Below are 24,381 nucleotides of genomic sequence, written 5' to 3'. Positions count from 1 at the left end.
CCCTGAAATTAGTATTTACGCGCCTGATCCAGATGGGTTTTCAGCTTATCCGCTACCGCCTGAACCCGTTCAGAATCGGAGGCCTGCGCGACGCCAACGTGCCACCAGCTGAAATATTTGTGGATCATGGTTTTCGGCAGCACTTTGATGTCGATAAGCGTGGAAACGGTCTGCGTTCTGGCATCTTCCAGCGCGGCTTTTAGCTGCTCCAGCGTGGTGACGCGGTAGGTTTTACAGCCGTAGCCTGCCGCGATGGCGGCGAAATCAACCGGCACGAAGCCCCCATCCAGCTTGCCACCTTCCGGATTACGGAAGCGGAACTCGGTGGTGAAGCTGTCCATTCCGTGTTCCATTTGCAGGTTATTGATGCAGCCGTTGGTCATGTTATCCAGCAGCACCACGTTGATCTTCGCCCCTTCCTGAATCGAGGTAACCAGCTCGGAATGCAGCATCATGAAAGAGCCATCGCCGACCAGCGCATAGACTTCTCGCTGCGGCTGCGCCAGTTTTGCGCCCAGCGCGGCGTTAACTTCATAACCCATACAGGAGTAGCCGTACTCCACGTGATAGGCGTTGTAATCTTTGGTGCGCCAGACGCGCTGCAGATCGCCGGGCAAGCTGCCCGCTGCCGCAACAATCACCGCCTCTTTGGGTAACTGTTGGTTCAGCGTACCGAGCACGCTGCTTTGCGTCAGGACTGACTGGGTCAGGCGGTTGAACTCGGCGAATACCGCTTCACGATCGAGATGGTCGGCAATCTCCGGCACAAAGTCCTGTTCGTGATACTCCACCTGATAGACTCGCTGAGTCTCTTTCAGCAGTTTGCTCTGCGCCTGCTCAATCTGGCTGCCCCAGTCGTTACTGTAATGCTGTGACGCCAGCGCGGCCGTCAGCGCGGTCAACCCTTCACGGGCATCGGCCAGCAGCTGTACGCCATCCAGCTTGTAGCTGTCGAAATTGCTGACGTTGATATTGAGGAAGCTGACGTCCGGATTCTGGAAAATCCATTTCGAGGCGGTGGTGAAGTCGGTGTAACGGGTACCGATGCCGATGACTAAATCAGCCTCTTTTGCCAGCAGGTTGGCGGCCAGACAGCCGGTTTCACCGACGCCGCCGACGTTAAGCGGATGGTCGGAGATCACCGTGCCTTTGCCCGCCTGCGTTTCGGCAAACGGAATCTGATAACGCTCGGCGAACTGGCGCAGCGCCTCACCCGCTTCAGAGTATTTAACCCCGCCGCCACAGACGATCAGCGGCTTGCGCTTACGGCCGATCAGCGTCAGGGCATCGGCCAGCTGCGCCGCAACCGGCAGGCGACGATCCAGTCGGTGCACCCGCTTCTGGAAGAAATAGTCCGGGTAATCCCAGGCTTCACCCTGCACATCCTGCGGCAGCGACAGCGTTACCGCGCCGGTTTCGGCCGGATCGGTCAGCACGCGCAGGGCGTTAATGCAGGCCGACATCAGCTGTTCCGGACGGCTGACGCGGTCCCAGTATTTGCTGACGGCCCGGAAGGCGTCGTTGGTGCTGATGCTAAGATCGTAGCTCTGCTCAATCTGCTGCAAAACCGGATCGGGCTGGCGGGTAGCGAACACGTCGCCGGGCAACAGCAGCAGCGGAATACGGTTCGCGGTGGCGGTGGCAGCCGCGGTAATCATGTTGGCGGCACCGGGTCCGACTGACGAGCTGCAGGCGATGATCTGACGACGCAGTGACTGTTTAGCAAAGCCGGTGGCGGCATGCGCCATGCCCTGCTCATTGCGGCCCTGATACACCACCAGATCGCCGCTATCCTGCTCCAGCGCCTGTCCCATTCCCAGCACGTTGCCATGACCGAAAATGGCGAAGATGCCTTTTACAAACTTAGTCTCAACGCCATCAACATCAATGTATTGATTATCAAGAAATTTAACCAGCGCCTGTGCAGTGGTCAGTCTGATTGTGCCCATATGCTCTTCCTTTACATGCTGGTGGTACCTGACTCCGGTACAACGCGCCAGGCGAAGTCATACTGCGGAAAAGGCGACCGGTATAATTGAAACGTGAGGCGATTATAAACAAATATATTTTTCATAAAATACAATTACAGAAGAAACATTTCATTTTGCGAGTGAGATCAAATTTAGTGACGCTGCCGGGACTGACAGGCGATCCGGACCGGGAAAACTGGAACGTTTTATGGACATCATCGAATGATGAAAAAATTCATTTCACTTCAGCAGCTTCCTCTATTAATGGGGATATTCCTGCGATCTCTCTCACAACCCTGATATGCCGGGCGCCGTCAACCTGGCTCTGCCGATCGCTGAGTGGAATCAGGAGTTTTACCTGGTTCACAAAATCGCGATGGATATTTCATTTCATGTTGAACTTGGAATTTTTATTCCTCATACTGCCCTCATAGCCAATCAGGCACCTATAGACCCGGAAGCAAAGCGCGCGACGTCGGGCTTTTCGCCCGCAGTGTCTGCTAATCACAGAAGGAAACCACAGGTATGAGTACACAACAGAAGCGGCTTGATGTGATTTGTATCGGGCGCATCGCCGTCGATTTTTATGGTCAGCAGATCGGGGCGCGGCTGGAGGATGTCACCTCATTCGCCAAATATCTCGGGGGTTCCTCAGGCAACGTCGCCTATGGCACTGCGATTCAGGGCCTGAAATCGGCGATGCTGGCGCGGGTGGGAGATGAGCACAATGGTCGCTTTCTGCGCGAAGAGTTGCAGCGCGTCGGCTGTAATACCGATGCCTTAATCACCGACGAAAAACGCCTGACCGGCATGGTGATCCTCGGTATTAAAGATGAAGAGACTTTTCCGCTGATTTTCTACCGTGATAACTGCGCCGATATGGGCCTGGTACCGGACGACGTGCAGGAAGATTTTATCGCCTCTTCGCGCGCGGTCGCGGTGACCGGCACCCACTTATCCCACCCGCAGACCCGCGAAGCGGTGCTGAAAGCGCTGGATATTGCCCGCCGCAACGGCCTGCGTACCGCACTGGATATCGATTATCGTCCGGTGCTGTGGGGACTGACCTCGCTCGGCGACGGTGAAACCCGTTTCATTGAATCGTCGCAGGTGACGCAGCAGCTACAGGAAGTGGTGCATTATTTCGATTTAATCGTCGGTACCGAAGAAGAGTTTCATATTGCCGGTGGCAGCACCGATACGCTGACCGCCCTGAAGAACGTGCGTCAGGCCAGTCAGGCGACGCTGGTCTGCAAACGCGGTCCGCTGGGCTGCGTAGTGTTTGAAGGTGAGATCCCGGATAGCTGGGAACAGACCCGGCTGCACAGCGGGGTGCGGGTCGAAGTGCTAAACGTGCTGGGCGCAGGCGATGCGTTTATGTCCGGCCTGCTGCGTGGCTGGCTGAACGATGAAGGCTGGGAACAGGCGTGCCGTTACGCCAACGCCTGCGGAGCGCTGGTGGTGTCACGCCACGGCTGCGCGCCCGCCATGCCCACCAAAGCGGAGCTGGATGATTTCCTGAGTCGCGATAACGAGGTGAAACGGCCCGATCTCGACAGTCGCCTCAACCATCTGCACCGCGTGACCACCCGCAAACAGCAGTGGCCGGAACTGAACGTGTTCGCCTTTGACCATCGTAAACAGCTGGTGGATATGGCGCGCGAAGCGGGCGTCGATGAGAGCAAAATTCCACAGCTTAAACTGCTGCTGCTGAAAGCGGCCGAGGAAGCGGCGCAAACCGCCGGACTGGAGAACAAAAGCGGTATTCTGGCGGATACCACTTACGGCCAGAAAGCGCTGAATGCCATCACCGGTAAACAGTGGTGGATTGGTCGCCCGATTGAACTGCCGGGTTCGCGCCCGCTGCGGCTGGAACATGGCAACATCGGCTCACAGCTAATCGACTGGCCAGCCGAACACGTCGTGAAATGCCTGGTGTTTTATCATCCGCACGACAGTGCCGAACTGCGTAAAGAGCAGGATGAGCAGGTACTGGATGTCTGGAACGGCTGTAACAAAAGTGGCCATGAACTGCTGCTGGAAGTGATTTTGCCGGAGAGCAACCCGGATCGTAATGAAGGTTACTATTTTGATATTCTCAGTCACTTCTACAGCCTCGGCATTCAGCCGGACTGGTGGAAACTGCCGCCGCTGTCGGCCGAAAGCTGGCAGGCGATCAGCGGATTGATCGAACAGCAGGACCCGCACTGCCGCGGCATTCTGTTACTCGGTCTGGACGCGCCGGAAGAGAAGCTCAAAGCTGGCTTCGCCGCTGCGGCGAAAGCGCCATGGGTAAAAGGCTTTGCTGTCGGCCGGACGATTTTTGGTCAGCCATCGCGCCAGTGGTTACAGGGCGAACTGGACGATCAGTCGCTGATCGACACCGTGAAAGGCAACTACCTGCGGCTGATTGAGTACTGGCGCGCCGCCCGCGCCTGATGCAGCCCGCCAGACGCCATCCTGCTCAGAGGGTGGCGTTTTTTTATGTCTTACACCGTCATCCTTCTGCTGTCGCCCGCCCTGCTATCCTCACTCTCCCCATCCTGACAGCCGCAAATCAGCGCCGTTTTATCCTTGTGCGCCACGAACCGCCTCTCCGGCTGGCCGCGCCGGGACATTCTGTGAAGCAATTCATAAAGCCATGAAATAAACCGCTCTGTTGACGCAAACAAATGAAATTTTCCATCCATCTGGTACTATAGCGCTCATTATCCAGCCATTATTCTTATTACACGGGCAGAAGTAATGACCAATAATCCCACCCAACTTTCTTTATTGCAGGACGATATTCGTCGCCGCTACGAAACGCTGAGCAAACGTCTTAAACAGGTTGCGCGTTACATTCTTGATAACAGCAATAGCATTGCCTTTGATACCGTGGCCTCTATTGCCCAGCAGGCTGATGTCCCGCCATCAACCCTGATTCGCTTTGCCAACGCTTTTGGCTTTAGCGGCTTCAATGAAATGAAACAGGTTTTTCGTCAGCACCTGATGGAAGAGACGGTTAACTACACTGAACGCGCCCGTCTGTTTCGTCAGACCTCAACCGATGACAGCGCCAGTGCGCCTGAAAGCCCGGCTGAGATCCTCAATGTGTTTACCATGGTTAACAGCCAGGCGTTACAGCAGCTGGCGATGCAGGTTAATCCGGAGCAGCTGAACAAAGCGGTGAAGCTGCTGAACGAGGCCGAGAATATCTATGTGATTGGCCTGCGCCGTTCTTTCAGCGTCGCCTCTTATCTGGTGTATGCGCTGCGCCATCTGGAACGCCGGGCCTTCCTGATCGACGGCCTCGGCGGCATGTTTACCGAACAGCTCAGCCTGGTGAATCCTAAAGATGTGGTGATTGCCATCAGCTACTCGCCGTATGCGCGTGAAGCGGTCGAAGTGGTTGAAATGGGTGCCAAGCGCGGTGCGCATCAGATTGCCATCACCGACAGCCAGGTCAGCCCGCTGGCCGCCTTCAGCGACGTCTGTTTTGTGGTGCGTGAAGCGCAGGTGGATGGCTTCCGGTCGCAGGTTGCATCACTTTGTCTGGCGCAGACGCTGGCGGTGTCACTGGCACTGAACAATGCGGAAACGCCCTGATTCAGGCGATTAAAAAAGGCAGCCTGTTGGCTGCCTTTTTTATTGGTCGGCGGTGAGCTTAATCACGGCCGGCGGTGGAACGGTTACGGCTGACGGTGAGACAGTTATGACTGACGCGGATAGTCGTCGCTATTGACCCAGGCGTGATCTTTCTCCCAGGTAAACTTCCACAGCCGCACCGGTCCGGCCATCACGTTCAGGTAGTAGTTGTTGTAACCCGCCAGCGTCGCCACCGGATGATAGCCACGCGGCACCATCACCACATCGCGATTGTAGGGCGCCATGCACGCGTCAAGCGAGCGATCGTCGGTGTAAACCCGCTGCATGGCAAAGCCCGGTTCCGGATCGAAACGGTGATAATAGGTCTCTTCCAGATAAGTTTCGTCTTCGCTCTCTTCCTGGTCGTGCTTGTGGCTGGGATAAGAGCTGGTATCGCCTTCATTGGTATAGACTTCCACCACCAGCAGACTGTCAGCCGGTTTATTATCCGGCAGAATATTGTGTACCAGCCGCTGGTTACGTCCTTTGCCACGATGCTCCACCCCGACATCTTCCGGCGCAATCAGCCGCGCAGGCAGATTGCCGTGGCCCGGCGCGCTACAGACTGCCAGTTCCAGATCGCTGTCGGCCTGCACGTCGACTTCATCGTCATGCGGGACATAGACTGACCACGGCGGCACGCGCTCAAACGGTGACATGCGCTTACCGATGCCAGGGAATTCTGCGTGGCGGGTTTTAACCGAGGCCAGCCCGGCGACTATCACCAGGCACAGCTCGTTATCACCGCTGCTGAGGCGCAGGGTTTCTCCCTTCTTCAACAGATAAACGTCGAAACCGACATAACGCCAGCCGGCGCGCTCCGGCGTGACGTGCTGAATGCGACCCTGACTGTCTGGTGCTTGTGCTTTCGAAAGTAAAGACATCCCATTCCTCCTCTCTGCATGATAGATGCGCTTGCCGTCGCAGTGGCCCGGATTTAACCAGCCGCCTGAAACCGCTAACCGGCAGGCCATCGTAATGCGGCCTGCCGGTCGGGCACCTCAAACAGAGTTCATTGAATTAACTTAGCGTAGGCATACTGAATTCTGAAACGGTCTGCTGACCCGCTGGCCAGCGCACCGTGGCGGTTTTCATCCGGGTGTAGAAACGCACACCGTCCGGACCGTGGACGTTGAGCGCGCCGAACACCGAACGCTTCCAGCCACCAAAGCTGTGGAAAGCCATCGGCACCGGAACCGGCACGTTCACCCCGACCATGCCGGCTTCAACGTTCTGGACAAATTCACGCGCGGTGTTGCCGTTGCTGGTGAAAATGGCGCTGCCGTTGCCGAACTCATGGCTGTTGACCAGTTGCAGCGCGCTGTCGTAGTCCGGCGCACGCATGATGCTCAGCACCGGGCCAAAAATCTCTTCACGCCAGATCACCATGTCAGAGGTGACGTTATCAAACAGCGTGCCGCCGACGTAGTAACCTTCGGCGTGTCCGGCCACCTGAATAGTGCGGCCATCCACCACCAGCTTCGCACCTTCCTGCTCACCTTTATCAATGTAGCCGAGCACTTTCTTCTGATGCGCCGCCGAAACCACCGGCCCCATCTCATTCTCTTCTGCGCCTTTATTGATGCCAGGCCCGACACGCAGCGCTTTTACCAGCGGCGTCAGGCGGGCAATCAGTTTGTCAGCCGTATCATCACCAACCGCGACCACCACCGGCAGCGCCATGCAGCGCTCACCCGCTGATCCAAACGCCCCGCCCATAATGGCGTTCACGGTGGCATCCAGATCGGCATCCGGCATCACGATGGCGTGGTTTTTGGCGGCGCCAAACGCCTGTACCCGCTTACCGTGGGCGCTGGCCGTTTTGTAGATGTGTTCTGCTACGCCGGATGACCCGACAAAGCTCACCGCTGCGATGCGCGGATCTTTGTACAACTGTTCAGCATCTTCATTTGAGCTGTGTACCACGTTGAATACGCCATCTGGCAGACCCGCTTCGGTAAGCAGTTCCGCCATGCGGACCGCGGCAGACGGATCAAGCGCAGGCGGCTTCAGAACAAAGGTATTGCCGCAGGCCAGAGCGATCGGGAACATCCACAGCGGCACCATCGCCGGGAAGTTAAACGGCGTAATCCCCGCCACAACCCCGACCGGCTGCATCAGCGAGAAGCTGTCAACGCCACTGCCGACATTCGGTGAGTATTCCCCTTTCAGCAGATGCGGGATCCCGCAGGCAAACTCAATCACTTCAATGCCGCGGGTCAGTTCGCCCAGCGCGTCAGACCAGACTTTGCCATGTTCGGAGACAATCAGCGCCGCCAGTTCATCGCGATGTTGTTCCATCAGCGCTTTGAAGTTGAACAGCACACGGGCACGGCGCAGCGGTGAGGTTTTCGACCAGGCCGGGAAGGCGTTGTGCGCAACCTCAATCGCGTGAGCCACTTCGTCAGCAGTACTCTGCGTCAGTTCACGTACCACTTTTCCGGTTGCCGGATCGTAAACCGGGATGGTTTCGTTGCTGGCGCTGAAGGTGGTTTTACCGCCAATAAAGTTTCCTGTGATAGTCATGATGTTGCCTCTTTAAATGGTTAAGTTTCCTGCAGACTCACTGTGCGGCCTGTCCCGCGGCCTGTCCCGCAGCCTGATCAGGCAAACCTGAAAGCGTGCTATGAAACTATTACAGTGGAACAAATTTTTCAAATGGATATTTTTAGAAAATTTCCTTTTAGCGGCACAGATCGCATTTTTATCGTCAACCGAGCGAGGCAGCCTGATATCGGGCCAAAGCCAGCCTGTCAGGCGCTTTACGGCCGCTGACAAATCCGTTAGCCGGGTGAAAAAGTCACGGTTTTTGCTGGCGCGATCGGGTTTTACCGGTCCGCAGTGAAACGGAATATGGAATTAATGCGAGACGGATCTAATAATTACCATTTCATAATTCATAAATAATGAAATAAATGTTCTCTTTAGCCCCATCTTCCTCTTCCCTGTCACCGGAGTCGCAGCATGGCCATCGATCCCACCCGCTTCTGTATTAATCGTAAAATCGCGCCCCGGCTCTCACTGGAGGCTTTTTTCCAGCTGGTCCAGCGCCTGGGGCTGAGTAAGGTGGAGCTGCGTAATGATATGCCGGGCGGCAGGGTGACTGACGGCCTCACTGCTGAACAGCTGCGCGCGCTGACCGACAAATACCACATTGATATTGTCACCATTAACGCCCTCTATCCCTTTAACCGCATTGATGACGATCTGCTGACCCGGACGGAGGCGTTGTTACAGGAGGCGCAACGGATTGGCGCCCGTGCGCTGGTGATGTGTCCGCTCAACGAGGGAATCAGCGTATCGCCGCAGCAAACCGTGGCGGCGCTGCAGCAGCTGGCTCCGCGCTTTGCCCATTATGGGATTCAGGGCCTGGTCGAGCCGCTGGGATTTCCGGTCAGCTCACTGCGTTCGGCCGTGCAGGCGCAACAGCTGATTGCTGAGGCAGCGGTGCCGTTTAAGCTGGTGCTGGATACCTTCCATCATCATCTCTATGAGCAGGCTGAACAGGAGTTTCCGCTGGGCATTGAGGTTGAGCAAATCGGGCTGGTGCATCTCTCTGGCGTGGAAGATCTGCGCCCGACGGCGGAACTGACTGATGAGGAACGGGTGATGTTAAGCGATGGCGATGTGCTGAACAGCGTGGTGCAGGTCAAGCGGCTGGAGATGCTGGGTTACAAGGGAATTTACGCGTTTGAACCCTTCTCCAGCCAGCTGGATAGCTGGACACCGGCTGAGATTGAACGCCAGATTCGTCACAGTATCGAACTGCTGCAGGCCTGAGCCTGCACAAATCATCGTCCGAACATCTTCTTATCTGTGTCTGAAAAGACGTTTGGCCCCGGTTGGGGCCCTTTTTTTATCCCTGATGTGGCTCTGTAGCCGGTTGCCTCAACTGCAGACGCAGAGTGCAGACGCACGCCAGACAGACCAGCAGTGCCGTCAGCAGGTAGACCTGAGAAACCCCGGCATAGCTCATGATCAGCCCGGCGATCGGCCCGGTAATGCCGAGCGACAGATCCATAAAGGCGGTGTACGTTGCCAGCGCGCTGCCCTGATTTTGCTGCGGCACCACTTTTACTGCCACCACCCCCAGCGCCGGGAACACCAGCGAGAAACCGGCTCCGGTAAGAAACGCCCCCGCTTTGGCCATCCACGGATCGCCAGCGGCGGCTACCAGAAACAGCCCGATTGCTTCAACCGCCAGACAGATGCTGGCAACCCGCAAACCACCGTGCCGGTTGATGGCGTTCGGAAACAACAGCCGCGCCCCGACGAAAGCCCCGCTGAACAGCGACAGCGCAAAGGCGGCGCCTCCCCAGCCTTTATCCTGATAAAACAGGGTAATAAAAGTAGCAATGACGCCGAAACCGGCAGAGCCCATCGCCAGAATCGCGCCGAAGCCAGCAATTTTTCCCAGCACCGCGCGGAACGGCAGCGGTCTGGCTTTACTGCCTTTGACGGCCGGACGCGGCAAGGCCCCGGCAATCCCTACCAGGCAGATGGCGATGATGATCCCCGACAGCCACAGCAGCCCGCCGAGCCGGTAAATCAGTACCCCGAGCGGCGCGCCAATCGCCATCGCGCCGTAGGTGACGATGCCGTTCCATGAGATCACCCGGCCAATGTGCAACGAACCAACCCGCGCCACGCCCCACAATGAGGTGCCGGTGCCGGTGAAACTCTGCCCCACCCCGAGGATCAACCGGCCGATGCACAGTAGCGTCAGGCTCAGCAACGGACTGTCGAGCGTCAGCGCCGCCAGCAGGATACAGACGCCGCTGATCAGGCAACCCACCAGCCCGATCACCACCACTTTCTTAGGCCCCCAGAGATCGGCATAGCGTCCGGCATGCGGCCGGCTCAGCAGCGTCGCCACATACTGCAGGCTGATCACTAACCCGGCCCAGAAGGCGCTAAAGCCCAGCGTGTCGTGCACCCAGCCCGGCAGAATCGCCAGTGGCAGACCAATAGTGAGATAACTGGCGAAGTTGTAGATCACGATAGAGAGGATCAGCAGAGATATTTTTACGCTACCGGATGCGGTAGTCGGCTCCGCTGCAGGTTGGTCAGGCATCAGTCCTCGCGCGCGTAGTTGGCTGAAAGGTAACGGTTAGCTGTTAACTATACCTGCTTTCACCGGCAACGCATCACGGCGGCCATCCGGTGGCGTTATTTTTGCCATCCGCGCAAATGCTGCAAACGGCGGAGTCAGACCCGACAGGGGATTCACTGGCTGACGCGCCAGAGGTCCCGGTGGTCTCAAATCCGGCGGCTGTTTTTACCGTTTCTCTGATAAATCAGCTTGTTAATTTTACTTCAGCTACACTTTGCTCAGCCAATTTGTATGATGGGAGAGGGAATGAGCGAGCTGCAACGGGAAAAAATCGGACAAAATATTTTGATCAAACTGGCGATGCTGGTGATTATCCTCGCCGGCGTGCGGGCCGCGTCCGATATTCTGGTGCCACTGTTGCTGGCGGCCTTTTTTGCCATTGTGCTCAACCCGCTGGTCACCATGCTGATGCGGCGCGGTTTTCGCCGTGGGCTGGCGATTACGCTGGTTATCACGGTGATCTTCTTCGTCATCCTGCTGCTTGGCGCGGTGCTGGCCAGTTCAATGAGTGAGTTCTCCGATCTCTACCCGCAGCTGCGCGCCACCATGGAGCAGAAAATGACGATATTGCAGCATCTGGCGGCTGGCTTTCACCTCAACATCTCGACCGATGTGTTAATTCAGCGCTTCGACCCGAACACCATGATGAACCTGGCAACGGTGGCGCTGAGCGGCTTTTCGGGTGCCATGACCAATACGGTGCTGCTGATCCTGACCGTGGTTTTTATGCTGTTTGAAGTGCATCACCTGCCCTACAAAATGCGTAATGCGCTGGTTAATCCCAAGATCCGTATCGCCGGACTGCATAAAGCGCTGAAAGGGGTGACGCACTATCTGGCGCTGAAGACGCTGGTCAGTGTGATAACCGGCCTGTCGGTGTGGCTCAGCCTCTATCTGCTGGATGTGAAATTCGCCCTGCTGTGGGGTGTGGTGGCGTTTATCCTCAACTTCATTCCCAATATCGGCCCGATCATTGCCGGCATTCCGCCGTTTTTGCAGGCGTTATTACTCAACAGCCTGTTTGATGCGGCGATGGTGGCGGCGCTGTTTACCGCTATCCATATGGTGTTTGGCAATATGCTGGAGCCGCGCCTGATGGGCCGGGGACTGGGTTTATCCACTCTGGTGGTGTTTCTGTCGTTGGTGTTCTGGGGCTGGCTGCTCGGTCCGGTCGGGATGCTATTATCGGTGCCGCTCACCAGCATTACCAAAATCCTGATGGAGACCACGCCGGGCGGTAGCCGGCTGGCGATTATGCTGGGCACCGGGCGACCAAAACGGGCGCGAGGCTTAACCAAGTAGTCGTTGCTGGACGTGACGCAGATGATTCTCCATCGCCTGACGGGCCGCCACTTCGTCACCGGCCACGATCGCGTTGGCGATCTGCTGATGATCGGCGTTCATCTCAAGGGCAAAACTGTTATCGGCGAAATGGCGCTCCAGCCGCTGCACGTGCGGACTGTGGCGCTTGTTCCATAGCTGCTCCAGCATCTCGCGCAGCAGGTCGTTGCCGCTCATCTCACTGATCAACAGATGAAAGCGCTTATCCTGCTCCAGAAAGGCAGCATCATTTTGCGCGTGCTGTTGCAGCTGCGCCGTCAGCGCCAGCAGGGCAGCGCGCTGTGCCGGGGTGCCGTTGCGCGCGGCAAATCCCGCCAGCATCCCTTCAAACGCTTCTCTGGCCTGTAACAGATCCTGCAGGCTGCAGGCTTCGCTCTCCTGCGGGGTTGCCGTCTCGGGCAACGGCTGAGAGACAAAGACGCCGGTGCCGGTACGGATATCGACCCAGCCGGTCATCTCCAGCGCAATTAACGCCTCACGTACTGAAGAGCGGCTGACCCCCAGCTGCTTCGCCAGCTCACGTTCCGGCGGCAGCATCCCACCGGCGACAAACTCGCCGCGATCAATACCCGCCATAATGGCGTTGGCAATCTGACGATAAAGACGTTCGGTTTTTACCACTGGCAGCGCCATCATCCACTCCTGTTATCTGGCTTCACCGATCGCGCAGTTTGTCATGCTGCGATCCGGATCACGGCCTCATTTTGCTGACTATCATACTCTTGGTCCAGCGGCCTGACCACTGGGCCACATCACAGTTGAGGAGTAAACATGGAACATACATGGCGATGGTACGGTCCGAACGATCCGGTCTCGCTGGATGATGCCCGTCAGGCTGGCGCAACCGGCATCGTAACCGCGCTGCACCATATTCCTAACGGCGAAATCTGGCCGGTCGAAGAGATTAAAGCCCGCCAGGCGTTGCTGGCAGAGAAAGGACTGGTCTGGTCGGTGGTCGAGAGCATTCCGGTGCATGAATCGATCAAGACCCAGCGCGGCGACTACCTGCGCTATATTGCTCACTATCAGCAGTCGATACGTAATCTGGCCGCCTGTGGCATTGATACCGTCTGCTACAACTTCATGCCGGTGCTGGACTGGACCCGCACCGACCTCACCTGGACTCTGCCGGATGGGGCGAAAGCGCTGCGCTTTGACGCCGACGCTTTTGCCGCCTTTGAGCTGCATCTGCTGCAACGCCCGGGTGCCGAACAGGATTACAGCGCCGCCGAACAGCAGGCCGCCGCCCGACTGTTCGCCACCATGAGCGAAGAAGAGAAAAACACCCTGGTGCGCAATATTATTGCCGGTTTGCCCGGTGCCGAAGAGGGCTATACCCTTGAGCAGTTCCAGGCACAGCTGACGCAATATGACGGCATCGATAAAGCCCGGTTGCGCGAGCATATGGCCACCTTCCTGCGCGCCATTGTGCCGGTGGCGGAAGAGGTGGGCATCAAACTGGCGGTGCATCCGGACGATCCGCCGCGCCCGATTCTCGGCCTGCCGCGCATTATCTCGACTCAGGAAGATATGCAGTGGCTGAAACAGACGGTAGACAGTCTGCACAACGGCTTCTGTTTCTGTACCGGCTCATATGGCGTTCGCGCCGATAACCCGCTGGTTGAGATGGCGGAAGCCTTTGCCGACCGCATCAATTTTGTGCACCTGCGCGCCACCAAACGTGAGGACAATCCCAACAGCTTCCACGAAGCTGCCCACCTTGCAGGTGACGTTGATATGGTTGGGGTGATCAAAGTGATTCTGGCTGAAGAGCAGCGTCGCCGTCAGGCTGGCAACGGCCGGGCTATCCCGATGCGGCCCGATCACGGACACCAGATGCTGGACGATCTGCACAAACGCACCAACCCCGGCTACTCTGCCATTGGACGTCTGAAAGGACTGGCGGAATTACGTGGTGTCGAAGTGGCCCTGAAACAGATCTATTTTAACCACTGAGTTAACCCGACTGGCCCTGGGTCCGGCCTGAAGCTGGCCGGGGCCGGTTTCGCCGTTGAGCGCTCCGTTCTGCCGCCCTCTTGTCCGGTGCACGCCATGCCACAGCAACCGGCGTTGCCGCCCGCGACCTGCCCTTTCTTTCTGAATTCGTTTAAAATCATGTCTGAATGCCAGCAAAAGCAAAACATTGTCAACTAATGCATTCTCTGGACGATAATTGACCTTAATCAGTTCTGTTGATGGCCAAAACGCTAACCTGCATCGCCCGGAGACATGCTATGCTGCGCCGATTGATTAGCACCTCCTCATAACGCCTATAACACTCAGAGGATTTTGCGGTGCCGATATTGCAACGAAAACGCGATTACGCCAGGCTGATTATCATCGTATCCGGCGTGTTGCCTTTAATACTTGGCATTTTTTTCACCGCCCTCGATGCGCGCCATACGGTCCACCAACAGCAGGTGAGCGCCGCCAATACGCTTTTATCTCAGGCTGAGAAAATGAGCGACAGCGCCTGGGATATGATCAGCTCACTACGCCAGTTTCAGAACCAACCCTGCAGCCAGATTGAAAACACCCTGCAGCGACTCGGTACCCTCAACGCCTATTTCCGTGCCATTGGTAAACTGGAAAAGGATCAGATCGCCTGCTCTTCCGCCTATGGACTAAATTCTGGCTCGCTATCACAAATGATGATGCGTGATGTGCCGGTGACCGGCAAAGCCTGGTGGAGTCTGTCGATCGCCGGGACGTACGCGGTGCCGGATCGTCCGGCGGTGGTGTTCGTGCGTGAACTGCCGGGCGGAGAAGGTTTCTGGGCGGTAATTGATGGCCAGTATCTGATCGATTTTATGCGGGCGATTGGCAGCGCACGCGGCTATCACCTGAGCATGCAGTTTAGCGGCGGCGCGCCGATCGCTTATGGCGCAGCGCAAACCACCGCGCAGGGCTGGTTTGAACCGCTGGTTTACCAGGCCACTTCCCGGCGTTATCCGCTGAGCGTTACGGTGGTCGCGCCGCCGAGCGAACTGATAACGGCCTGGCGACAGGTGCTGTTTATCTTCCTGCCGATGGCGGCCATTTTTTCCATTCTGCTGATGATCCTGACCTCGAACTGGCTCCGACACCGTATCTCCTGGCGTGATGAGATCCGTCGCGCTATCGCTGGCGGCCAGTTCAGGGCGCACTATCAGCCGGTTTATGACGATCGATTGCAACGCTGCAGTGGCGTGGAGGCGCTGTTGCGCTGGACCATGCCCGATGGCATTGGCGTGCGGCCGGACATTTTTATCGGTGCTGCCGAAGCCGAAGGGATGATTGTGCCGCTGACCCGTCATCTGCTCGATCTGATTGCGGAGGATGTGCAAGGCTGGCAGGTGCCTGCGCACTTCCATCTGGCGATTAATGTGGCCGCCGATCATCTGCAGCATCCTGAATTTGTCAGCGATATGCTGCATTTTGCCGAGCGGGTGAAAGAGAAGCAGTTCGTGATCACTCTTGAGCTGACGGAGCGCAGCCTGATTAAAGATGGCGAAGGTGTGGCGCGTAAGCTGGAACAGCTGCGGCAGATCGGCATGAAGGTGGCGATTGATGACTTCGGTACGGGAAACTGCTCACTGAGCTATCTGCAGACCTTCGCACTGGACTACCTGAAAATTGATCGCGGGTTTATTAACGCCATTGAATCGCTGGACGGTGAAACACCGGTGCTGGACGCCATTATTAACCTCAGCCATAAACTGCAGCTGGAGGTGCTGGGCGAAGGGGTTGAGACCGCCCTGCAGTTCCGCTATCTGCAACAGCGTGGCGTGGTGTTTATTCAGGGTTACTACTATGCCCGCCCGATGGATAACGTTGCGCTGATCGCCTGGCTGGAGCAACACGGACAGCGCCCGTTACAGCATGACGATCCCCTCTGACATCCCACGGTTGCCAGCCAGTTATCAGCGCGAAATATCGGCGACCCTGGCTGCCGTTTCGCCAGCCTCAACCCGCCAGCCGGCTTCACCGCGCTGCGCGCTGCTACTGATCTTTTCGCCAGCGCTCGGCTCATCCGGTAAATGTATCTGAATGTTTCAGCAACGCTGACACCCGCCCCCTATCCGCAGTAAATCGCCTGAAAACTAACCGAAGCGGCAGAAATGGCGGCAACTCTGCTGAAAAAAGCGTCGTTCGTCACGCAGAGTGATTATTTTTTTCAGGGTGATAAACGGGGTAAACGATCGGCCAGAGGGGTTAGTTTTAGCTCAAACATGACAGATATCACACAAAAACGGTATACTCTGTCGCTTAATGCAATAATCCCGGCACTAATTATTGCGTTGGCTAGCCGATAAAATGCACCTGTTTACGGCTATGCTTTAATTTCCTCAACGCCGCGGTCTGAACGATTCCGCTCGGTTCGCGCCGTTGAGGACTTTCATGTTCCATTACAGGGTAATTCTATGAAATTGCGTAGGAAGCGTGTAAAACCAATTGGCATTGATGATGTGACTATCATCGATGATGCCCGTTTACGTAAAGCCATCACCGCGGCCTCTCTGGGTAACGCGATGGAGTGGTTTGACTTCGGTGTGTATGGCTTTGTGGCTTACGCGCTGGGTAAAGTGTTTTTCCCGGACGTCTCGCCGGGCGTTCAGATGATTGCGGCGCTCGCCACCTTCTCTGTTCCCTTCCTGATTCGCCCGCTGGGTGGACTGTTCTTCGGTATGCTGGGCGACAAATATGGTCGTCAGAAAATCCTCTCCATCACCATCATCATCATGTCGGTCAGTACCTTCTGTATCGGCCTGATACCCTCCTATGCCTCGATCGGCATCTGGGCACCGATTCTGCTGCTGTTAGCCAAAATGGCGCAGGGCTTCTCGGTCGGCGGTGAATATACCGGCGCCTCGATCTTCGTGGCTGAATATTCGCCTGACCGCAAACGCGGCTTTATGGGAAGCTGGCTCGACTTTGGTTCGATTGCCGGTTTCGTGCTCGGCGCGGGCCTGGTGGTGCTGATTTCCTCCATTATTGGTGAAGATAGCTTCCTTGAGTGGGGCTGGCGTCTGCCGTTCTTCGTGGCGCTGCCGCTGGGGATTATCGGTCTTTACCTGCGCCATGCGCTGGAAGAGACGCCGGCATTCCAGCAGCACGTGGACAAACTGGAACAGGGCGACCGCGAAGGCCTGCAGGATGGCCCGAAGGTCTCGTTTAAAGAGATTGCGACTAAACACTGGCGCAGCCTGCTCTCCTGTATCGGTCTGGTGATCGCCACTAACGTCACCTACTACATGTTGCTGACGTACATGCCGAGCTACCTGTCACATAACCTGCACTACAGCGAAGATCATGGGGTGATGATTATCATCGCCATCATGATCGGTATGCTGTTTGTCCAGCCGATGATCGGCATGATGAGTGACCGTTTCGGCCGTCGTCCGTTTGTCATCATCGGCAGTATCGCCCTGATGATCTTCGCGATTCCAGCCTTTATGATGATCAACAGTGGCGTGCTGGGACTGATTTTTGCCGGTCTGCTGCTGCTGGCGGTGATCCTCAACGCCTTTACCGGTGTGATGGCCTCGTCGCTGCCGGCGATGTTCCCGACCCACATCCGCTACAGTGCGCTGGCCAGTGCGTTTAACATCTCGGTGTTGATCGCCGGTCTGACCCCGACCCTGGCCGCCTGGCTGGTGGAAACCACCAGCAACCTCTATATGCCAGCCTACTATCTGATGGTGGTCGCGGTGATTGGCCTGATTACCGGTCTGTTCATGAAAGAGACCGCCAATAAACCGCTGAAAGGTGCAACACCAGCCGCCTCGGATATGGAAGAAGCGCGCGAAATCCTGCAGGAACATCACGATAACATCGAGCACAAAATCGAAGATATCGACGAAGAGATCGCCCGCCTCGAAGCGAAACGTAAAAACCTGGTGCAGCAGCACCCGGACATTAACGAGTAAGCGTCTTCCCTCTCCCGCCGCCCGGCGGGAGAGTTTTTCTCCCGCGCCGTTACCGCACACAAACCTTCATGCCTCCCCGGCAAAGGGAGTAAACTATTGTCACTTTTTTCACCTGCGTAAGAATGAATATGTCTGATTATTCCCTTATCCAGCGCCCAAGAAGATTGCGCGCCAGCGCGTCAATGCGCGAAATGTTCCAGGAATCTTCCCTCAGCCTGAACGATCTGGCTCTGCCCATTTTCGTTGAAGAGGGTGTCGACGATTACAAAGCGATTCAGGCGATGCCTGGCGTGATGCGTATCCCGGAAAAACGTCTCGCCTATGAGATTGAACGCATCGCGAAAGCCGGTATCCGCTCGGTGATGACCTTTGGTATTTCACACCATACCGATGCTACCGGCAGCGATGCCTGGAATGAAAACGGTCTGGTGGCGCGGATGTCCCGCATCTGCAAAGAGACGGTACCGGAAATGATCGTCATGTCCGATACCTGTTTCTGTGAATACACCAGCCACGGTCACTGCGGTGTGCTGTGCGATCACGGCGTTGATAACGACGCGACGCTGATCAACCTTGGCAAGCAGGCGGTAGTGGCGGCCGCGGCGGGCGCGGACTTTATCGCCCCTTCTGCGGCGATGGATGGCCAGGTACAGGCGATTCGTCAGGCGCTGGACGCGGCGGGCTTCACTCAAACCGCGATCATGTCTTACTCGACTAAGTTCGCCTCATCGTTTTACGGTCCATTCCGTGAAGCAGCGGGAACGGCACTGAAAGGTGACCGTAAGACCTACCAGATGAATCCGATGAATCGCCGTGAAGCGATCCGTGAATCACTGATTGATGCGGCGGAAGGTGCAGATTCACTGATGGTGAAACCGGCAGGTGCCTATCTGGATATCCTGCGTGATATTCGTGAGCGCACCGAGCTGCCGCTGGCGGCCTACCAGGTGAGCGGTGAGTACGCCATGATTAAATTTGCCGCGCAGGCCGGTGCCATTGATGAACGTAATGTGGTGCTGGAAAGCCTGGGTGCGATTAAACGTGCCGGTGCGGACCTGATTTTCAGTTATTTCGCGCTTGATCTCGCCGAACAAAAAGTGCTCTGATCCCCTCCTCAATAAGACAGTGAATTGAATCGCTTCGATCACTGTCTTTTTTCTTTGCCGTAAGGCACACACCAGAACCTGGCTTCACCAAAAAAATAAAGGGCTCTGCGATGAAAGCACCCGAGATCGCTGCCGATGAGGCACAACGTTTATCGCAGTTGCGTGCGTTGAACGTTATGAATACCCCTGCAGAAGAGCGTTTTGATCGTTTGACCCGTCTGGCACGCCGGCTGTTTGACGTTCCGATTGCGTTAGTCAGCCTGCTTGAAGCCGATCACCAGTGGTTTAAGTCGGCGCAGGGTTTTGAGCCCGCCGGATCGCCACGCAACATCTCCTTTTGCGGCCATGCCATCCTGCAGGATGAGATCATGATTGTGGAAGATGCCGCCACCGATGAGCGCTTTCATGACAATCCTCTGGTGACCGGCGAGCCGCACATTCGCTTCTACGCCGGCTGTCCGCTGCGGGCACCGGGTGGCGCGAAAATGGGCACACTGTGCATCATTGGCCGTGAGCCGCGCCAGTTCGACGAAGAAGATCGGGCCACGCTGCGCGACCTGGCGGCGATGGCCGAAGCGGAACTGGTGGCGTTTCAGGCGGCCACCTGCGATGAGCTGACGCAGATTACCAATCGGCGTGGCTTTATGACGCTGGGCGAGATGGTGCTGAAAGAGTGCCGGATGAAGAACCGGCCCGCCTGTCTGACCTTTCTCGATCTGGATAAGTTTAAGCAGATTAATGACTCGCTCGGCCATCGTGAGGGCGACCGGGCGCTGATGGATTTTGCTGACGCGATGAAAGTGGTGTTTAAACATTCCGATCTGTTTGCCCGCTTAGGCGGCGATGAGTTCGTGGTGCTGTTTAACGGCCTGCAACAGCAGCAGACGGAAGCGCTGCTGCAGCAGTTTGCCCACTACTTAGCCCAGCAGTCGATCAGCCTGAACCGCCGTTACCATCTGCACTTCTCGTATGGCGTGGTGGAGTTTGATGCGGCCCATCCGCAGTCGCTGGAGCAGTTACTGCATGACAGCGACGAGCAAATGTACCGCAGTAAAAAGCAGAAGCGAGCGGTGCTGTAACGTCAGGCGCCATTGCGCCTGACCGGTTACACCTGAGGGGTTACTGTCGCGCCAGGTCGTCGAGCAGGGTCTGATTAAACTTCGCTGGCTCTTCCATCTGCGGCGCATGTCCCATTCCCGGGAATTCGATTAACCGCGCGCCCGGAATCCGCTTCGCCACCTCTTTACCCAGCACCGCGTAATCACCGAGCCGCGCTTTGACCGCCGCAGGTGCGATATCGCTGCCAATTGCGGTGGTGTCGGCAGTGCCGATCATCAGGGTGGTCGGCACCGTCAAATCGCCGAATTCATAAAACACCGGTTGCGTGAAAATCATGTCGTAAATCAGCGCTGAATTCCACGCCACTTTCTGGTGTCCTGGCCCGCTGTTCAGCCCGGCCAGCATATCGACCCATTTGTCATACTCCGGTTTCCAGCGACCGACATAATAGGTCTGCTGCTCATACTTCTTAATCCCTTCGGCACTCAGCTTGAGTTCGCGCTGATACCACTGATCGACGGACCGCCACGGCGCACCCTTAGCCTTCCAGTCTTCCAGCCCGATCGGGTTGACCAACACCAGCTTCCGGGTCTGCTCCGGATACATCAACGCATAGCGTGTCGCCAGCATTCCGCCGGTGGAGTGGCCAATAATCACCGCTTTTTCTACCCCCAGCTGCGCCAGCAGCTGATGGGTGTTCTCCGCCAGCTGCTGAAAACTGTACTGGTAATGCGCCGGTTTGGTTGAACTGCAGAAACCAATCTGGTCGGGCGCCACCACGCGATAGCCTTGCTGACTGAGTGCGCGAATCGTCTCTTCCCAGGTCGCACCACAGAAGTTTTTCCCGTGCATCAGCACCACGGTTTGTCCGTTGGCTTTTTGCGTCGGTTTCACATCCATGTAGCCCATGCTCAGCGGTTGCTGCTGAGAGGAAAAATTGAAATGTTGCAGAGGGTAAGGATAGTGAAATCCTTCCAGCTGCTCGCCGTAAACGTTGGCGGCGAGCGCCGGTGCCGTGCTGAGTAAGGTCAGCGAGGTGAGCAAGGCGGCAAGCGGTTTCTTCAACGCGTATGTCGGGCTCATCCAGGGTTCTCCAGGTTAAAGGTGAGGTGTAAGCCTGGCATGAAGTGCTGAAAAGTGTATTGATGGGCTGTGCGATGTTGATCATCCCCCTGCCGCTGAGACGTCTTATCACCGGTTAAACCCGCTTAAGCGAAACCGTTTAATTAATATTACGCATCCCGCTTATTCACACTACTTATTTCACTCACTTCATCAACATATCAATTACAAGTAAGCCATTTATATTATCAAATAGTTATTAAAACTGCTTTATCGGAGATAACGATTCATTTCCTGATAAAACTTTACGTAAGAAATGCGCAGAAAAAGATAAGTTATTTTAAACTGCCCCGAAGATAAAAAGGGGGATGTTATGAATGAGCGTAAATATAATGAAAGTGTGATCGTCTCTGTCACCGAGTGGATTGATAACAATCTCGATCAGCGGTTAAGCGTTGATGATATTGCGGAGAAAGCCGGATATTCAAAATGGTATTTACAGAAATTATTTGCCCGCTATCACAATGAAACGCTGGCGCGTTATATTCGCAAGCGCAAGCTGGCTGCCTGTGTCAATGATTTAAAAAATAGCCGTACGCCAATTATTAGCCTGGCGCTGAAATACCATTTTGAAAGCCAGCAATCTTTCACCCGCTCATTTAAACAGGTGATGGGATGTACGCCGAGCGTCTGCCGTCGGCGTCAGCTGGATGAGGCGACGTGCCAGCAGTTATCTGAGGCCGCCAATCCCTGTGCGCTATGCCGCTACGCTCAGCCTGAAACCCGTGAAAAAATCAGCAGCGGAATAAGCCAGAATATCACCTTATCCGCTCATCACTATGGTACGTCTGACTCAGCCCGTAGCCTGTGATGATCAGATATCGTCCGGTTGATAATATTGCACACCGATCTGAATTCGCTCACGGCCCTGCGTGACGCGATGACGATTGGTGTCGCGCAGCGAATAAACGCAGCCGCAATATTCCTGCTGATAAAAACTTTCGCGCTTGCTGATTTCAATCATCCGCGCCGATCCGCCGCCCTTACGCCAGTTAAATTCCCAGTAAAGCAGGTCAGGATAATGGGCCGCCGCACGCACTCCGCAATCATTAATCTGCTGCATATTCTTCCAGCGTGAAATACCCAGCGAACTGGTGATCACCGGAAAACCATTTTCATGGGCATACAAGGCAGTACGTTCAAAGCGCATATCAAAGCACATGGTACAACGCTCGCCGCGCTCCGGTTCCCATTCCATGCCGCGCGCCCGTTTAAACCAGTCATCACGGTCATAATCAGCATCGACAAACGGCACGCCAAATTTTTCTGCAAAACGAATATTCTCCTCTTTGCGCAGCTCATATTCTTTGAGCGGATGAATATTTGGGTTGTAGAAATAAATGGTGTAGTCAATGCCGGATGCCAGCATCGCTTCCATCACTTCACCGGAACAGGGGGCACAGCAGGAGTGCAAAAGGACTTTTTTGTGGCCGCCAGGTAAGGGCAGCGGCTGGCGCTGATAAGGCTGAGACATAAGCACCTTCAATCATTGGCTGAAAAACCGCAGTGTAATAGCGCACGCCACCGGTTGCAAAATTTCCCGGGCAGGCGGAGCTTTTGCCTATTTGTGCGCTGTTATCAGTCGGCGCGCTGACCGCCAGGCCGCGCGCCGCCGGGCTGCTGGCGCCGTTCCCGCCGATGGCCAGGCTGCGGATGTTTAAACTGTGACCGGTAACACACTGCCCTCGACTATGTTTACATAACATTAACAATATTGACAAAGTCTCAGAGCAAGGAGAGAAGCATGGCTGCAGCAAAGAGATCGGGGGATCGTCAGAACCGCTTTACCTGGTTCGTCTGTTTTATGGCCGCGCTGTCCGGCCTGTTATTTGGCCTGGATATTGGCGTGATTGCCGGCGCGCTGCCGTTTCTCGCCAAAGATTTGCAGATCACTAACCATCAGCAGGAGTGGGTGGTCAGTTCAATGATGTTTGGTGCCGCGCTGGGTGCGCTGGGTGCTGGCTGGATGTCATCAAAGCTGGGACGCAAGAAAAGCATGCTGGCCGGTGCCACGCTGTTCGTGATCGGTTCGCTGTGGTCGGCGTTTTCACCGGATGTCGAATCGCTGGTCTGCGCCCGGGTAATGCTGGGCCTGGCGGTCGGCATCGCCTCTTATACCGCCCCGCTCTATCTGGCCGAAATTGCGCCTGAGCGTATTCGCGGATCAATGATTTCGATGTATCAGCTGATGCTGACCACCGGCATTGTGGTGGCGTACCTCTCCGATACCGCCTTCAGCTATAGCGGTAACTGGCGCTGGATGCTGGGGATTATCGCTATTCCGGCAGTGATCCTGTTTGTCGGCGTGCTGTTTCTGCCTAACAGCCCACGCTGGCTGGCCGCGCACGGTCGCTTTAACGAGGCGCAGCGGGTGCTGGATCGGCTGCGCAACACCAGCGAACAGGCCCGCCAGGAGCTGGAAGAGATCCGTGAAAGCCTGCAGGTGAAGCAACGCGGCTGGTCACTGTTTCGTTCTAACAGCCATTTCCGTCGCGCCGTGTGGCTTGGCATGCTGTTGCAGATTATGCAGCAGTTCACCGGCATGAACGTGGTGATGTATTACGCGCCGAAAATCTTCAATATCGCCGGTTTCTCCAGCACCAGCGAGCAGATGTGGGGCACCGTTATCGTCGGCCTGGTCAATATGCTGGCGACGCTGATTGCCATTTTCCTGGTTGACCGCTGGGGACGTAAACCGATGCTCACCACCAGTTTTCTGGTGATGGCGATCGGCATGGGCGTGCTCGGGACATTACTGCATCTGGGCGTGGAGACTGACTTCCGCAAATATTTCGCCATTGCCATGCTGCTGATGTTTATCGTCGGTTTCGCGATGGCTGCCGGTCCGGTGATCTGGCTGTTGTGCTCAGAGATCCAGCCGCTGAAAGGGCGTGATTTCGGCATCACCGCCTCTACCACCACCAACTGGGTCGGTAACATGATTGTCGGTGCCACTTTCCTGACCATGCTCGATCAGCTGGGCAATGCCAACACTTTCTGGTTCTACGGGGCGCTCAATCTGCTGTTTATCGTGCTGACCATGCTGCTGGTGCCAGAGACCAAGCACGTAACGCTGGAGCATATCGAACGCAACCTGATGAAGGGCAAAGCCCTGCGTGATATCGGGGCGTAAC

The 24,381-nt window shown here is 56.2% G+C and carries 19 protein-coding genes; 12 read left to right on the top strand and 7 right to left on the bottom strand.

Annotated elements, in window-relative coordinates; all coding sequences use genetic code 11:
• Positions 1-8: 8 nt before the first annotated feature.
• On the bottom strand, positions 9-1,949 hold the full coding sequence (gene iolD / locus ACLIBF_RS01460; protein WP_069729099.1) for a 3D-(3,5/4)-trihydroxycyclohexane-1,2-dione acylhydrolase (decyclizing): 1,941 nt from the start codon (positions 1,947-1,949) through the stop codon (positions 9-11).
• Between the two features lie 546 nt (positions 1,950-2,495).
• Between iolD and ACLIBF_RS01455 the strand changes: the two genes are divergently transcribed.
• Positions 2,496-4,409: a bifunctional 5-dehydro-2-deoxygluconokinase/5-dehydro-2-deoxyphosphogluconate aldolase gene (locus ACLIBF_RS01455; protein WP_279809615.1), complete on the top strand. Its 1,914-nt coding sequence runs from the start codon at positions 2,496-2,498 to the stop codon at positions 4,407-4,409.
• 306 nt (positions 4,410-4,715) lie between these two features.
• On the top strand, positions 4,716-5,558 hold the full coding sequence (locus ACLIBF_RS01450; protein ID WP_046289370.1) for a MurR/RpiR family transcriptional regulator: 843 nt from the start codon (positions 4,716-4,718) through the stop codon (positions 5,556-5,558).
• 104 nt (positions 5,559-5,662) lie between these two features.
• Here the strand turns inward: ACLIBF_RS01450 and iolB are convergent, their stop codons facing one another.
• Both iolB and ACLIBF_RS01440 read right to left on the bottom strand, forming a co-directional pair.
• Entirely contained in the window at positions 5,663-6,481 is an 819-nt protein-coding gene (iolB, locus tag ACLIBF_RS01445) for a 5-deoxy-glucuronate isomerase (RefSeq protein ID WP_089561866.1), read from the bottom strand.
• A gap of 136 nt (positions 6,482-6,617) precedes the next feature.
• Positions 6,618-8,123, bottom strand: coding sequence for a CoA-acylating methylmalonate-semialdehyde dehydrogenase (locus ACLIBF_RS01440; protein ID WP_031375252.1), 1,506 nt, complete (start codon positions 8,121-8,123; stop codon positions 6,618-6,620).
• Positions 8,124-8,561: 438 nt separating this feature from the next.
• Between ACLIBF_RS01440 and ACLIBF_RS01435 the strand changes: the two genes are divergently transcribed.
• A complete protein-coding gene (locus tag ACLIBF_RS01435) occupies positions 8,562-9,377 on the top strand; it encodes a TIM barrel protein (protein WP_031375253.1) in 816 nt (271 codons plus the stop codon).
• Between the two features lie 76 nt (positions 9,378-9,453).
• On the opposite strand, the gene ACLIBF_RS01430 is transcribed toward ACLIBF_RS01435, so the two are convergent.
• On the bottom strand, positions 9,454-10,671 hold the full coding sequence (locus ACLIBF_RS01430) for an MFS transporter (protein ID WP_046289371.1): 1,218 nt from the start codon (positions 10,669-10,671) through the stop codon (positions 9,454-9,456).
• A 285-nt stretch (positions 10,672-10,956) separates the two neighbouring features.
• On the opposite strand from ACLIBF_RS01430, the gene ACLIBF_RS01425 reads away from it, so the two are divergent.
• Entirely contained in the window at positions 10,957-12,012 is a 1,056-nt protein-coding gene (locus tag ACLIBF_RS01425; RefSeq protein WP_031375254.1) for an AI-2E family transporter, read from the top strand.
• Here the strand turns inward: ACLIBF_RS01425 and ACLIBF_RS01420 are convergent.
• Complete coding sequence (locus ACLIBF_RS01420) at positions 12,001-12,684, bottom strand: FadR/GntR family transcriptional regulator (protein WP_069729095.1); 684 nt, start codon at positions 12,682-12,684, stop codon at positions 12,001-12,003. The two genes, ACLIBF_RS01425 and ACLIBF_RS01420, sit on opposite strands and share 12 nt — an antisense overlap.
• 138 nt (positions 12,685-12,822) lie before the next feature.
• Between ACLIBF_RS01420 and uxuA the strand changes: the two genes are divergently transcribed.
• The 6 genes from uxuA (at position 12,823) to ACLIBF_RS01390 (ending at position 20,145) form a co-directional block, all read left to right on the top strand.
• Complete coding sequence (uxuA, locus tag ACLIBF_RS01415) at positions 12,823-14,007, top strand: mannonate dehydratase (protein WP_279809614.1); 1,185 nt, start codon at positions 12,823-12,825, stop codon at positions 14,005-14,007.
• Positions 14,008-14,345: 338 nt separating this feature from the next.
• The gene (locus ACLIBF_RS01410; protein WP_279809613.1) at positions 14,346-15,929 is read left to right on the top strand and encodes an EAL domain-containing protein; all 1,584 of its coding nucleotides are present in this window, start codon (positions 14,346-14,348) and stop codon (positions 15,927-15,929) included.
• The gene (locus tag ACLIBF_RS01405; protein ID WP_164092189.1) at positions 15,913-16,080 is read left to right on the top strand and encodes a hypothetical protein; all 168 of its coding nucleotides are present in this window, start codon (positions 15,913-15,915) and stop codon (positions 16,078-16,080) included. The genes ACLIBF_RS01410 and ACLIBF_RS01405 overlap by 17 nt, the downstream gene beginning before the upstream one ends.
• A gap of 374 nt (positions 16,081-16,454) precedes the next feature.
• Positions 16,455-17,960 (top strand): glycine betaine/L-proline transporter ProP, encoded by a 1,506-nt coding sequence (proP, locus tag ACLIBF_RS01400; RefSeq protein ID WP_031375258.1) that lies wholly within the window; start codon positions 16,455-16,457, stop codon positions 17,958-17,960.
• A gap of 128 nt (positions 17,961-18,088) precedes the next feature.
• Positions 18,089-19,066 (top strand): porphobilinogen synthase, encoded by a 978-nt coding sequence (hemB, locus tag ACLIBF_RS01395; protein WP_031375259.1) that lies wholly within the window; start codon positions 18,089-18,091, stop codon positions 19,064-19,066.
• A 110-nt stretch (positions 19,067-19,176) separates the two neighbouring features.
• On the top strand, positions 19,177-20,145 hold the full coding sequence (locus ACLIBF_RS01390; protein ID WP_031375260.1) for a GGDEF domain-containing protein: 969 nt from the start codon (positions 19,177-19,179) through the stop codon (positions 20,143-20,145).
• 40 nt (positions 20,146-20,185) lie between these two features.
• Here ACLIBF_RS01390 and ACLIBF_RS01385 read toward each other — a convergent pair whose 3' ends face one another.
• Entirely contained in the window at positions 20,186-21,208 is a 1,023-nt protein-coding gene (locus ACLIBF_RS01385; protein ID WP_031375261.1) for an alpha/beta fold hydrolase, read from the bottom strand.
• Between the two features lie 352 nt (positions 21,209-21,560).
• On the opposite strand from ACLIBF_RS01385, the gene ACLIBF_RS01380 reads away from it, so the two are divergent.
• A complete protein-coding gene (locus ACLIBF_RS01380) occupies positions 21,561-22,058 on the top strand; it encodes a helix-turn-helix domain-containing protein (RefSeq protein WP_031375262.1) in 498 nt (165 codons plus the stop codon).
• A 3-nt stretch (positions 22,059-22,061) separates the two neighbouring features.
• Here ACLIBF_RS01380 and ACLIBF_RS01375 read toward each other — a convergent pair whose 3' ends face one another.
• Positions 22,062-22,721 carry an epoxyqueuosine reductase QueH gene (locus ACLIBF_RS01375; RefSeq protein WP_031375263.1) on the bottom strand — a complete coding sequence of 220 codons (660 nt, stop codon included), beginning with the start codon at positions 22,719-22,721 and terminating at the stop codon, positions 22,062-22,064.
• Positions 22,722-22,991: 270 nt separating this feature from the next.
• On the opposite strand from ACLIBF_RS01375, the gene ACLIBF_RS01370 reads away from it, so the two are divergent.
• Entirely contained in the window at positions 22,992-24,380 is a 1,389-nt protein-coding gene (locus ACLIBF_RS01370; RefSeq protein WP_031374836.1) for a sugar porter family MFS transporter, read from the top strand.
• Position 24,381: the final 1 nt, after the last annotated feature.

It is taken from the genome of Pantoea sp. PGP6 (genome assembly GCF_053474785.1).
The sequence above is the reverse complement of the archived record's forward strand: the minus strand, read 5'-3'. Positions and strand labels throughout refer to the sequence as shown.